We start from the raw sequence: 13,614 nt of genomic DNA on the forward strand, positions 1-13,614 counted from the left end.
TTGAGGGCCGATTTCGTCGCACATCCATTGAAGGGTGTAACGTCCCTATGCAGTCGCCAGTACCGCTCCTGCTTCTTGCAAATGCTCGCGGAACCGGACGGCGTAGTCCTCTGCAACGGCCGCCTGAATACTGGGATGTTTAGCCAGGGCACGACGCCACTCAGCCACTCGGCTCAGCCCATCGAACAGAGGGTGGTTGGATGCGAATCCAAGTATGTCGAAATAGCGAAAGACCGGGGCCATGGCGATGTCGACCATACTGAGTCTTTGTCCGGCGAAATAAGGGCCGTCTGACATTTCACCGTCGAATCGCTCCAGCTTTCCTCTCAAAGCTGCGGATTTTCCAAGGGCTGTCTGCTGATCTGAGGCGTTCAGAAATCCCCATGCGTCCCCCAGGGTGGCAGATGCGAATTCGACCCAGGCGCGGTGTTGTGCTCGGGTCAGCGCATTCACCGGATGCAACGCAGGGTCGGGGTGCACGTCCTCCAGGTATTCACAGATGGCGACGCTCTCGAATAGAACGGACCCGCCCTCATTGCCATCTGGCACCTTGAGCAGCGGAACCTTGCCCGTTGGTGACATCGTCAGAAACCAGTCCGGCCTGTCGCGAAGGTCGACATTTACACGCTGAAAGGAAACTTCTTTTTCGAGCAACACGATGGCCACTCGCTGAACGAATGGACACAAGTGGTGGCTGACGAGCACCAGCGGTGATCGGGACATTGGAATACCCATCAATAAAAGAATCCGCGCCCGCCGCCACGCATGGGCGCCGGGCTATATAGACGCGTCGTTCGTGCGAAGCACTTAGAGCGAGCGGCCGCCGTCGACAATGATTTCCGAACCAACCGTCCATCGTGACTCGTCCGAAGCCAGGTACAGCACAGCCTTGGCGACTTCCTCGGGCGTGCCGAAGCGGCCGAACGGGATGGTCGCAACGATGTCTTTGTTGACCTGCTCGCGATAGGCATCGGGAATCCCGAGCTTGTCGTAAAGCGGCGTATCGACCGGGCCGGGGCTGACGGCATTGAAACGAATGCCACGCTGGAGCAGTTCGCTCGAAAGCGTCTTCGACATGTTGAGGAACGCGGCCTTTGTCGCCCCATACACCGATGAATGCGCAGCGCCGATGTGTGCATTGACCGATGTATTGAGCACGACCGACGCGGGGTTCGCAAAGACGGGTAGCAGCGCCTGAATCAGAAAGTACGGCCCCTTGACGTTGATGTCGAAGGAGCGATCGAACATGTCCTCCGTCCACTCCTCGATTGGCAGCCAAACGGATACGCCCGCATTGAGGAAGGCAACATCGAGTTGGCCATAGTGAGTCTGAACGGCATGCGCCAGTTCCTTCTGAGCAGCGATGCTGGCCGAGTCGGCACGGAGTACCAGAACCTCGCTCCCCAGTTCCGCCTGGGCATTTGCGATGGATGCCGGATTGACTCCAGTGACGATCACCCGTGCGCCTTCAGCAAGGAATTGCTTGGCCGTTTCCAGGCCAATGCCGCTGGTGCCACCGGTAATGAGAGTGCGTTTGCCTTGTAATCGGGACATGTAAAGTTTCCTTTCGGTTTTCAAGGTCAGTCGATGCACTGACCTGCTTGAGGGAAACTATGTATTCATGCCCACGTATTGATAAGATTGTTTCTTTGCATACGTTTCATGCCAAAACTGCATGAATAAGAGGCTCAAATGGATCGACTGCTGCTGATGACCTGCTTTGTCCGCGCTGTCGAGACAGGAAGTTTCTCGGCTGCGGGGCGCGACTTGGGGCTGGGTCAGCCCAACGTCAGCCGCTATGTGGCGGCGCTGGAAGATCATCTACATACCAGGTTGCTGCACCGATCCACGCGAAAGCTTGCTCTCACCCCCGAGGGAGAGCGCTATTACGCAGACGCCCTGCGCATTCTCGACGCTGTAGCACAATCGGAGTCGTCCTTCAGGGAAAACGTCGCCCCGTCCGGATTGTTACGCATCGCCTGTCCGACCGCGCTAGCCCATACCTTCGTCTTGCCGCATGTCTCCACCTTCCTGGAGCGCTATCCAGAGTTGACGCTCGATCTGCAGCTCAATGACCGCTATGTAAATCTGGTCGACGAAGGGGCTGAACTGGCGATTCGCATCGGACATCTGGAAGACAGCGCAATGCGTGCCCGACCGCTGGCCTGGTTCGAGCGTGTGTGCGTTGCCAGCAAGGGATACCTGGCCAAACGCGGAGTCCCCGTTACGCCCAATGATCTGAGAACGCACGATTGCCTGATCTACACCTTGCTGTCGACAGGCACTACATGGCGTTTCCGCAATATCGAGGTTCCCGTTTCCGGCAGGCTTCGGGTCAACTCACCCGAAGCCATACGAACGTGTGTCAATGCCGGGCTGGGGATCGCACAGGGGCCTGAATGGCTTTACGAGGAAGGGCTGAAAAATGGCAATCTGCAGTTGGTGCTGAGGGACTACGTAGCCCCGCCTGTTCCCCTTCAAGTCGTCTACCTGGCGGATAGGCTCCTGCCCAAACGCGCCCTCGTATTCATGGATTTCATCGCCGAAGTATTTGCGAAGAGTCCTGCATTCAGCGAGCGCCACAAGCTGTCTCAGTTGCAATAGTCCAGCGTACGACCGCGCCATCGCCATGCCTTGATCCTAAGGTCCTGATCCCACCAAAGAGCCATTTCCGGTCAAACCTTTTGGCCATTTCAATCCCCTTTTGGCCTCTCCCACCGTTCTCCTGAGTTCCACCCGCCGCAAGACTATCCTCAACCGATCAGTCCCCTTGCGGAGAACAACAATGCTGACGATCTATTCAGACGATCACCACCTGCACCACGGCCGCTGCGAGCTCATGGACGGGCAGCTCATGCCCTGTTTCGAAATGCCCTCCCGCGCCGACCACGTGCTGGAGCGGGTCAAGGCTCGTGCGCTGGGGCCGGTGCAAGCGCCACGGGATTTCGGCCTGGCACCCATCCAGCGCATCCACACCCCCGCCTACCTGGAGTTCTTCAAAGGCGCCTGGGATCGCTGGGCCGAATACAACCGCGACGGCGACTTGCTGCCCTTCACCTGGCCGGCTCGCACCCTGCGCACGGTGATCCCGAAGAGCCTGCACGGCCAACTCGGCTATTACAGCTTCGACGGTGGCGCGCCGATCACCGCCGGGACCTGGCAAGCCGCCTACAGCGCGGCCCAGGTGGCCCTCACCGCCCAGGCCGAGATCCAGCGTGGCGTGCGCAGTGCCTTTGCGTTGTGTCGGCCGCCGGGGCATCACGCTGCCAGTGATCTGATGGGGGGTTATTGCTACCTCAACAACGCGGCCATCGCCGCCCAGGCGTTTCTCGACCAGGGCCATGGGAAGGTCGCAATCCTCGATGTGGATTACCACCACGGCAACGGCACTCAGTCGATCTTCTATGGGCGCAGCGATGTGCTGTTCGCCTCGATTCATGGCCATCCGGAGGCAGAATTTCCGTTCTTCCTCGGTTATGCGGACGAGCGCGGCGAAGGCGCTGGCGAAGGCTTCAACTTCAACTATCCGTTGCCGGCCGGCTCAGGCTGGGACACCTGGAGTGCTGCGCTGGAGCAGGCGTGCAGCGAGGTCCAGGGTTACGACGCCGATGTCATCGTCGTCTCGCTGGGCGTGGACACGTTCAAGGATGACCCGATCTCGCAGTTCAAGCTCGACAGCCCGGATTACCTGGCGATGGGCAAACGTATCGCGGCACTTGGCAAGCCGACGCTGTTCGTGATGGAAGGCGGCTATGCGGTGGCGGAAATCGGCATCAACGCCGTGAACGTTCTCGAAGGTTTTCAAAGCGCCCAATGAGGAAGAAGAGCATGCAAAGACTCAAGCGTTTGATGGTCCCCGCCCTCTGCACCGCGCTGCTGTGTAGCGCAGCCCAGGCCGAAGAGCGGACCTTGCGCGTCTACAACTGGTTCGACTACATCACGCCCAAGGCCCTGGAAGACTTCAAGGCGCAGAACAGTCAGGTCAAGTTGGTCTACGACATTTTCGATACCAATGAAGCCTTGGAGGCCAAGTTGCTGACCGGTAATTCCGGCTATGACGTGGTGGTGCCTTCCAATGTGTTCCTTGCCAAGCAGATCGAGGCCGGGGTATTCCAGCCGCTGGACCGCAGCAAGTTGCCGAACTGGAATCACCTCGATCCCAAGTTGATGAAGTTGATCGAGGCCAACGATCCGGGCAACAAGTTCGCCGTGCCGTACATGTACGGGACCATTCTGATCGGCTTCAACCCGGACAAAGTCAAGGCTGTCCTGGGTGATAACGCGCCAGTGGACAGTTGGGACCTGATCTTCAAGGAAGAAAACATCAGCAAGCTCAAGCAGTGCGGCGTGGCGCTGCTGGATTCACCTTCGGAAATCCTGCCCCTGGCCTTGCAGCACCTGGGACTGGACCCCAACAGCAAGAAGCCGGCGGATTATGCCAAGGCCGAGGCGTTGATGATGAAGCTCCGGCCGCACATCACGTACTTCCATTCTTCCAAGTACATGGCGGACATCGCCAATGGCGACATTTGCGTGGCGGTTGGGTATTCCGGGAGTTTTTCCCAGGCGGCCAATCGGGCCAAGGATGCCAAGAACGGTGTGACGGTGGACATGCGGCTGCCCAAAGAAGGCGCGCCGATCTGGTTCGACATGCTTGCCATTCCAAAAGGGGCGAAGAACCCGGATGACGCGTACGCCTTTATCAACTACTTGCTGCAGCCGAAGGTGATTGCACCGGTGAGTGATTTTGTGGGTTATCCGAATCCGAACAAGGATGCTACCGAGATGGTGGATCCGGCGATTCGTGGCAATCCCAATCTTTACCCGACAGAGGCGGCCATGGCGACGCTGTATACCTTGCAGCCTTTGCCGAGGGATGCCGAACGGGTGCGCACGCGGGTCTGGACCCGGATCAAGTCTGGGCAATGACCAGGGGGCTTGCTCGCGATGGCGGTGGGTCAGTCACCAGCGATGTTGGATGGACCGACGCCTTCGCGAGCGAGCCCGCTCCCACAGGTTCTGCGTCGGGCATGAAGATCGGGTACGCCGCCAATCCCATTGTGGGAGCGAGCCTGCTCGCGATGGCGATGGGTCAGTTACCCGTGATGTTGGATGGGCCGACGCCTTCGCGAGCAGGCTCGCTCCCACAGGTTCTGCGTTGTGCATGAAGATCGGGTACGCCGCCAATCCCAATGTGGGAGCGAGCCTGCTCGCGATGGCGATGGGTCAGTTACCCGTGATGTTGGATGGGCCGACGCCTTCGCGAGCAAGCCCGCTCCCACAGGGAGCGGCATCACCAGGCCCTTAACGACACGAGCAATACATAGTTACCACCTCCGCTGTTTCTCGCACCACTAGCATGGATATCCCGAAGCGTTCGACTTCGGGATTCCATTCATCGCGAGACAGGGAGACTCAGATGACAAACACTTCTACCACCACGATCCCCAAGGCCGACGCCAACCCCAGGGACGCTATATTGAATCAGTTGCTCGCCGGCCCCACGTATCCGGAGGTCGCGTCCATACTTCTGCGCGACGGCCTCAAGAAACTCTACCCCACGCTGAACCTTGACCCACACAACACAGTGGTCGGCGAACCGAGCTGGGACATTGTCGACGGCGAAATCGTGCCACGCCCGACCCGCTATGAAACCCTTGCCGAAATGCTGGCCGGCCTGGTGAACGAAAAAAGCGATCCGATGCTGTTGATCGAAGGGTTGCATTACCTGACCCAGCTACCACTGACGTCCCCGAGTGTGCATTTGCCAGTGCGCATCGACCAGATCGGGCGCCTGGTCAATGAGCTGGTGCCGGCCATGTTGACGGCCTGTCAGGAGCAACAACTGGCGTACTGGAATGCATCCGTTGGCGAGTCCGGCCCACGCTGGCATGAACTCTCCAGCACCCTGCGCAAGGCGTGGAACGTCGGGCGTATCGAGGGCTGGACGACGACTGAGTGCGACATGGCCAGGCAACTGTTCCATTACCCCGACCGCAAGGACCGCAAGGAGAGCGACCCTTATGACACCCACGCGTATCTGATCGACGTCGACAAGGTGGATGGCCCAGAGGTGAAACGGCTGGGCGACAACTCAATCGTGGTCCTGATCGGCACCATCGAAGGCAAGGAAGTCATCCTCAAGTACTCGATCGTCAACGGTTACGAGAAGTTCGCTTCACGGCAGGCCCTGGGCCAATCCCTCCCGAACCATTTCGGTACGGCCAGCTATCGCAAAATCCAGTGGCGGCTGTATGAGCCCGACGGCAACATTTTCGATCACAAGGCCTGCGGGATGATTGCCGAGCAGGTCAAGGTCATCGGGTCCTCCCCGCAGACCTGGGTGACCTACGAGCCCCCTGTCAACGGCGAAGAAGCCGCTGAGGACGAGCTCGTGGCCTGGTTCCAGAGACAGATGCCCCATTGGTTGCTGGAGGCCTCGCCGTCCGATCAGACGCTGTTTGCCCAGTACATGAAGAACCTGTCGATACTCAATCAATCCCATGCCGGCAAAACCTATCTGGATGGGATTCCTGCCATCAAGGACTACGCGTTAAGCGAGCTGAAGAAACAGATAGTCCTGGACCACCCCGATGCCTCGACGCTCGATCTGAATGAAATCGAGTTCGAGGTACGCAGCCCCGTTATCTGGGGGAGCTTCGTCGTGCCCGGAAAGGTCGATACCACCCGCTTCACCTTGGTCGAGCTCGCCTTGCAGAACCTGATCGCCCTTCCCCTGGGCGACAAAGCCGTCCAGTCCCTGGGCGAGAACGAGTTGCCCGAGTGGATGACCGTGGCGTACATCGAAAACCTCATCACCCAAGTCGATATCGGTCGCACTTACCTCGAGCTGGTGAAGGGCAAACTGCTCGACGATCCGGCAGAGTCGAGCCGCCGCGAAAAGTTGTACACCTCCCAGTTGCGCATCCAGCTGCCAATGCTGGCGCTGGAATGCAAAATCCGTGGGGAAGGACGCCTGGACGATAGGGGTTACCGCTACGTCGCCGCGCTGATGGAGCTTGATGAAGCCGATCGCAAGGTGGATGGAAAAACCATTGTCGTGCGCCAACTGGCCTTCGTACCCGAACTACAACTGGGCGACTCGGAAGACGTCGTGACCAATATGTTCGTCATCGGCCCCGAGGATGCGAGCGCCGGGCCTTGCCTGCTGTATCGGCCCATGCTGGAGCCGCAACTGAGCCAGTACCCATCGTTCAGCAACCTGTTGTATGCGATCAGGCAAATCCCTTCGTTACGCCAATCGGTGCTGGCCTGGCTGCCTGATGGGGTGCGTAACGATTACGGCCGATTGGTTTTTCCGGACCTGTTGCCCTCCCCTTGGGGCATCGTGTCGTTCGTGACCGACCCTTTGACCTCCTTGGCCTATAGCGGTCCCGTCAGTTTGACCGACAAAACCCTGGGGACGGATTTCCTGCCACAGTTGTTCAAGGCCAATGCCGATGCCTTGGTCGAACTGGCCGATCGGCAATCGGTGTCCAACCAGGAAAATCGCTGGGAAACCTTCAAACGCGCGGGCTGGCTGATGTTCAACCTGACCTTGCCTTACCTGGGAACCGCCGTTGGTACCGCAGCCTGGCTCTGGCAAATCCTGGACGACGTCGACACGTTGATGCAAAACAAACCAGAGGCCGAACGACCGGCCAAGTGGGAGGCATTCACTGACCTGCTGCTGAACATCGCGCTGGCGATCATTACCCACGCCATCGACCGCGCCAGGGCTGCCAGGAGTCCTCATCGGGTAAAAGCCCCGCCAGAGGTGCGCGAACTGGAAAACCTGCCAAAAACCCCACACAAACTGGTGATAGAGCAACTCGGAGCGCTTCCGAGTACGTCGCTGCCGACCGAGCACTACGAGACCATCCGTTCCATTGGCGCCTTGATGGGCAGATCGCGGGAAAGCGCACAGTTCATCGACACCTTCAGCATCGATGAACCCGCAGATCCGGGAGAGCTCCAAACCGAGGGCGTGCTCAAGGGACTCTACGAACAGACGGGGGACTGGCACGCAAAAATGGCCGGCAAGTGGTTCAAGGTACGGGTCGAAGGCGAGCTGGTCTCTATCGTCGACGGAAAAAATCCCGCCCGCGAGGGCCCTCCCCTGATGGGTGATGCCCACGGCAAATGGCACATCGACACACGTCTGCGGATACGCGGTGGCGGGTCCAAAGGTGTCAGGCAGAAAGTCATCGCCGACGCACAGCGGCGTCGGATCGATCTGCTAGCTGCACTGAATCAATTCGAAGCAAAGAAGCCGCAGAACCAGAAAGCGCTGACGATGCAGGCCGAGGCAATGGACGAAGCGTCGGGCGCGGCCAGGGAAATCAAGCGCGATGTATATGTCGCCACGCTGAAAACCCAGCGAGAAAACTACGAGCAAGCGTTGAGAACTTTGATGGAATGGCCACTTTTCCAGTCAAGGCCCGACTACCCTCGCACCCGACTTGGTTACCTGAACGCCCAGGTCAACTTCACGTTCGCCGAGTTGGAAGCTCTCCAGGAACGCTTCATTCCGGCCTTGGACAAAGCCAAAGGCTTGATCACGTCCGGGGTGAAGGTGCTGGAACAACAGCACATTGACGCCGCCGAGAGCATGGTCAGCGTCGGTGACGACATGATCGAGCGCCTGGACTATATGGAGACGCGCTTCACCGAACTGAAGAACGTCGGCTATGAAGGTTTCGAATTCATCCGGCGGCACCGTAAGAAGATGCCGATCTATACGGCCGCCGACCTTCGCCTGATCAAGATCGATATGTTTCGTCACCTGTGCCTGACGCTGGAAAGTGTCGAGTCGATGCCCGAAGGCTGGGAAGCGCTCAACCAGGTTGTCGATAACGCCACGGTCGCGTACCAAAGCCTGCGCGACGCCATCGATGAGCGCAGCGTGATCCGGCTGGATGAACGGATCGATGCATTCGGTAGCCTGGCCGAGCAGTTCGCCGCCATCGACGAACACCTCCACTACCTGAGTAACGAGTACAAGAGCAGCGTGCGTCAGCCCCAACTCGCCCGACTGCGAACGGGGATCGCTACGCTTGAACAATGGACGTTGCGTCATCTGGCGACCGCCCTCGACGAGAGAAGAGATCGGCGAAACGCTGGTTCCCCGTATGAGCAACGCCCCAGGCCGAGGAAAAAGTTCATCCGAGCGCGCTTCTGGGGCCTGGTCAGCGGCGAGCCGCGTTTATCCCGATCGATGGAGGAAACCGATTGGCTCGATGTGAAGAATCCGTTCTCGGGAGACATCATCGTCACGTTCCATCGCAAGGAAACCGGCGAATGGATCCCGCATATGAAACCCGACGCCTCGACCTCCACCGTCCCGGCCTTGAACATCAGCATCACGAAGGGCAACGACCTGATCAACGGGCTGGCGGCGTTCAAGGCACAGATCGAGGAAACCGTGAACCAGCCCAGCAAGACACCTGCCGGCATCGGGATGATCCTCAATGCCCACGCAGGCAGGATGGAGAAAGTCAGCGCGGCCATCAAGAAGGCCCTCGACCAGGCGCAAGGCGTGACCTCAAACGAAACGTTCGAACTGCCGCAAGAGCAGCGACGCTCGGCCGAGACCCTGCGCACGCAGCTTGAGAAGGAAGCGAGCGCCCTTTATGTCCTGGGGTTCGAAACCGTTCTGAATGTCATCAAACAACGTCCGCCGACCATGAGCAGCATCATATGGCTTAAAAGTCGGAACCTGATTTCCATCACCAAACAGAAGAGCCGGCAACGCATCAAGTATCCGCCCTATGGTTTCCTCGACCGGTACGAGATCAAGGACATGAAAACCGGTAAAGCGCTCTGGTATGCAGACTTCCGTTACTCGACAAACTGGGTACCCGCTTACACATTCCTTTCCGCACGCCTGAAAACCGTTGCCCAAGCCAATCACAGGACCACCGTCATCGCCGACACCGAATCCCTCACCCAACGCCAACTGATCGACCATTATCGCGCTGAAATCGCCGTGGATCAGGCCAAAGACGTGTTCTTTAGAAAAACGCGACCATAAATGCACAGCCGGGCATCCTCCAATGCCCGGCCTTCACGCCTCAGCTCTTCCAGACATTCACCAGGCTCGCCAACGCGGCAGCGATTGCCGCGGGTGGCACGGCTGCAAAACCCAGCACCAGCCCGCCACGAACCGGCGAGGTGGCGCTGGGCAACCAATAGTTGCTCAAGCCATTGACTTCGACCCCTGCCGCAGTCGCCTGGGCGATCAGTTCACGCTCACGTTCGACACTGTCCACCGGCACCGTGACATGCAGCCCGGCCACGACGGTCGGCATGGCGCCGACACCCGCAATGTTTTTTGGCCAGCCCGCCAGCAGTGCATCACGCCGCGCCAATGCGGCCCGCCGCATACGCCTGATGTGACGCTGGAAATGCCCCGCCGCCATGAACTCGGCCATCACCGCCTGGGTGCTGACTTCGGAGTGGCGCACATCCACCGCACGGCGACGGGCAAAGGCGTCCACCAGGCCGGGAGGCAGCACCAGGTAGCCCAGGCGCAAGGCCGGGAACGCCACCTTGCCGAACGTCCCAACGTAGAGCACGCGTCCCTGGCGATCCAATGCAGCCAACGGCGCCAGTGGCGCGCCGCTGTAGCGGTACTCGCCGTCATAATCGTCCTCGACGATCCAGCCGTCATTACGCTCGGCCCAGGCCAGCAACTCCAGCCGCCGCGCGAGGCTCATCACCACCCCGGTGGGGTATTGGTGGGACGGTGTCACGTAGGCCAGTCGACAAGGGTTCAACGAGGCGAGCGCGCTGCAATCCAGGCCCTCACCGTCCACCGGCACGCCTCTCACGTCGGCACCGGCCACGGCAAAGGCATGCCCGGCTGCGCGGTAGCCTGGGTTTTCCACTGCCACGACGTCTCCAGGGTCCACCAGCAACTGTGCACAAAGGCTGATGCCCTGCTGCGCGCCACTGGTGATCACAATTTGCTCAGCCGTGCAGTGCAAGCCACGGGAACTACGCAAATATGCTGCGATCAGCCCACGCAAGCGGGCATCGCCCTGGGAGTCGCCGTAGCACAGCTGTTGCAAGTCCGGTTTGCGCCAGAAAGCCGCGTTCAGCTTGGCCCAGACGTCGAAAGGGAACAGATCGAAAGCCGGGACGCCCACCCGAAACGCTCGTGGCGGACCACTGGGAGGCGCTGGTAAATGGTGCTTTTCGACCCGATCCAACGCACCACTGTGGATAACTTTACTGGATGAAATCACAGGCAAATCCAACCAATCTGTGGATAACCCAGTGGATAAGCCTGTTGAAAACCCTGTGGACACTTTTGTGGATATGTTTTTCTCTCCGGGCCTCTTCGCGCGCAAACTCGCTTCCCCGGCGGTACCCATTCCAATGTGGGAGCGAGCCTGCTCGCGATGAGGCCGGCCCAGCATGAGAGAAGACAGCTCTGCCACGTAAGTGCCGTCCCCTACCCGCCCTTCAATGAAACCCTCGGCATAGAGCTGGTCGTAGGCCCGGACCACGCTGTTGCGAGAAATCGACAGCGCCGCCGCCAGGTCACGACTGGCCGGTAGCCGGGTGCCGCTGCCCAGCCGTCCATCCAGCACCCGCGCCCGCAGCGCCTGGTAAAGCTGGCGGCTGAGCCCCTGACGACGGTCCAGCTCGATTCCCGCTGGGTTGAATGACAGCGGCGGCACGACGTTGCTCATGACAACCCTCGCAAATGGACCTATCGAATTGGTCTTAAGTGGCTCTTACAACAGACCAATAGCCTGCCTAGGATGCTCGCATTCGCCAAGGAAAATCGTCATGTACAACCCCAAAGCCTTTGCCGTCGAAGACCTGTCCCAATTACACCGGATGATGGAAGCGTGTCGCCTGGCCTTGCTGGTCACCCATGGCGAGCATGGCTTGCAGGCCAGCCATCTGCCGCTGTTGCTGGACACCCGACAAGGCCCCAACGGCAGCCTCTACGGGCATATGGCCCGGGCCAATCCACAATGGCGCGACCTGGAATCCGGGGCCGAGGCGCTGGTGATATTTGCCGGAGCCGACGCCTACGTCAGCCCGGGTTTCTATCCCAGCAAGACCGAACATGGCAAAGTCGTGCCAACCTGGAACTACCAGGCCGTACACGCCTATGGCGGCGCCGAGGTGTTCAATGATGCCCATCGGTTGCGCAACCTGGTGAGTGCCCTCACCGACCGCCACGAAAGCGGCCGGGCCCAGCCGTGGCGCATCGACGATGCGCCGGCTGAGTACATCGACAGCATGCTCAAGGCCATCGTCGGCTTCGCCCTGCCCATCCAGCGCCTGGAAGGCAAACGCAAACTCAGTCAGAACCGCGCTCCCGCCGACGCAGCGGGTGTGCGCCAGGGATTGGCCGCCAGCCACAATGCCCAGGACCACGCCGTCGCGAGCCTGATGTCCGAATTTTCGACCAAGGAATGAACATGAGCCAGATCGAGATCCGCCCCGTTACCGCTGACGATAACGCCGCGTGGCTGCCGCTGTGGCAGGCCTACCTGAGGTTCTACAACACCGAACTGCCGGAGGCGGTGAGCCAAAGCACTTGGCAACGCTTGCTTGATGAGCGCGAACCGACCCATGGGGCCCTGGCCTGGCGCGGCGACACGGCCATCGGCCTGGTGCACTTCATTTATCACCGGTCCAATTGGAGCATCGAGAATTCCTGTTACCTGCAGGACCTGCTGGTCACGGAGCAGAGCCGTGGCACCGGCGTCGGTCGTCAGCTCATCGAGTACGTCTACGCCACCGCCAAGGCCGATGGTTGCTGCAAAGTACACTGGCTGACCCATGAAACCAATGCCACGGCGATCCAGCTCTACGAGCGCATCGCCGAACGTCCCGGCTTCATCCAATTTCGCAAAGCCTTGTAAGGAGCGCCGCATGTTGACTTCACTTGCCGATTGGAAAGGGGTTCCGGCACCGTTCACACAGTTGATCGAAGGGCGTTTCATCCGCCTGGAAAAACTCGATCCGGCACGGCACGCCGACGGTCTGTGGCAAGCACTGGAAGGCCCCGGGGCCGATCCGAAACTCTGGGACTATCTGCCCTACGGCCCCTTTTCCGAGCGCAAGGCGTTCGATGCCTGGCTGGGTAATCATGCCGCGAACATCGACCCATACTTCTTCACGGTGATCGACCGCGCCAATGGCGAGGTGCAGGGCATTCTCAGCCTGATGTCCATCGTGCCAGCCCAGGGTCGCATCGAAATCGGCCATGTGACGTTCGGCGCTTCCATGCAACGTTCGCCGAAAAGCACCGAGGCGGTTTACCTGCTGGCGAAAGAGTCCTTCGCTCTGGGTTATCGACGCCTGGAGTGGAAATGCAACAACGCCAACGCCCGCTCGAAATACGCTGCCGAACGATTGGGGTTCACGTTCGAGGGCGTCTTCCGCCAGCACATGGTAGTCAAGGGACAGAACCGCGACACTGCGTGGTACTCGATGCTGGATTCGGAATGGCCGGCCATCGGCGCGGCGTTCGAGCAATGGCTCAGTGAAGAGAATCAAAGCGAGAACGGACAGGTGCGTAGCCTGGCGGAATGTCGCTCATCGCAGTGAGTGATAGATGATCGCCACCGCGAATCCCTTCGCGAT

Annotated in this window: 10 protein-coding genes; 7 read left to right on the top strand and 3 right to left on the bottom strand. The window is 59.7% G+C overall.

Annotation, left to right across the window (positions count from 1 at the left end; all coding sequences use genetic code 11):
* Window positions 1-45: 45 nt before the first annotated feature.
* Window positions 46-735 (bottom strand): glutathione S-transferase family protein, encoded by a 690-nt coding sequence (locus PCOSP_RS28835; protein WP_306669513.1) that lies wholly within the window; start codon window positions 733-735, stop codon window positions 46-48.
* A gap of 72 nt (window positions 736-807) precedes the next feature.
* Entirely contained in the window at window positions 808-1,554 is a 747-nt protein-coding gene (locus PCOSP_RS28840; protein ID WP_139641288.1) for an SDR family oxidoreductase, read from the bottom strand.
* Window positions 1,555-1,692: 138 nt separating this feature from the next.
* Here PCOSP_RS28840 and PCOSP_RS28845 point away from each other — a divergent pair, with 138 nt between their 5' ends.
* The 4 genes from PCOSP_RS28845 (at window position 1,693) to PCOSP_RS28860 (ending at window position 10,033) form a co-directional block, all read left to right on the top strand.
* Window positions 1,693-2,604 (top strand): LysR family transcriptional regulator, encoded by a 912-nt coding sequence (locus PCOSP_RS28845; RefSeq protein WP_464709991.1) that lies wholly within the window; start codon window positions 1,693-1,695, stop codon window positions 2,602-2,604.
* A 181-nt stretch (window positions 2,605-2,785) separates the two neighbouring features.
* Window positions 2,786-3,817 carry a histone deacetylase family protein gene (locus PCOSP_RS28850; RefSeq protein ID WP_464709992.1) on the top strand — a complete coding sequence of 344 codons (1,032 nt, stop codon included), beginning with the start codon at window positions 2,786-2,788 and terminating at the stop codon, window positions 3,815-3,817.
* A gap of 11 nt (window positions 3,818-3,828) precedes the next feature.
* Entirely contained in the window at window positions 3,829-4,929 is a 1,101-nt protein-coding gene (locus tag PCOSP_RS28855) for a polyamine ABC transporter substrate-binding protein (protein ID WP_139641294.1), read from the top strand.
* Between the two features lie 490 nt (window positions 4,930-5,419).
* A complete protein-coding gene (locus tag PCOSP_RS28860; RefSeq protein WP_464709994.1) occupies window positions 5,420-10,033 on the top strand; it encodes a dermonecrotic toxin domain-containing protein in 4,614 nt (1,537 codons plus the stop codon).
* Between the two features lie 40 nt (window positions 10,034-10,073).
* Here PCOSP_RS28860 and pdxR read toward each other — a convergent pair whose 3' ends face one another.
* On the bottom strand, window positions 10,074-11,699 hold the full coding sequence (gene pdxR / locus PCOSP_RS28865; protein WP_464709995.1) for a MocR-like pyridoxine biosynthesis transcription factor PdxR: 1,626 nt from the start codon (window positions 11,697-11,699) through the stop codon (window positions 10,074-10,076).
* Window positions 11,700-11,799: 100 nt separating this feature from the next.
* On the opposite strand from pdxR, the gene PCOSP_RS28870 reads away from it, so the two are divergent.
* The 3 genes from PCOSP_RS28870 to PCOSP_RS28880 are packed head-to-tail and all read left to right on the top strand — an operon-like array spanning window position 11,800 to window position 13,578.
* On the top strand, window positions 11,800-12,441 hold the full coding sequence (locus PCOSP_RS28870) for an FMN-binding negative transcriptional regulator (protein WP_139641302.1): 642 nt from the start codon (window positions 11,800-11,802) through the stop codon (window positions 12,439-12,441).
* 2 nt (window positions 12,442-12,443) lie between these two features.
* Window positions 12,444-12,890 carry an N-acetyltransferase family protein gene (locus tag PCOSP_RS28875; RefSeq protein WP_464709997.1) on the top strand — a complete coding sequence of 149 codons (447 nt, stop codon included), beginning with the start codon at window positions 12,444-12,446 and terminating at the stop codon, window positions 12,888-12,890.
* A gap of 10 nt (window positions 12,891-12,900) precedes the next feature.
* Complete coding sequence (locus tag PCOSP_RS28880; RefSeq protein WP_024777843.1) at window positions 12,901-13,578, top strand: GNAT family N-acetyltransferase; 678 nt, start codon at window positions 12,901-12,903, stop codon at window positions 13,576-13,578.
* Window positions 13,579-13,614: the final 36 nt, after the last annotated feature.

The sequence above is a fragment of the Pseudomonas sp. MAFF 730105 genome (assembly GCF_055380705.1).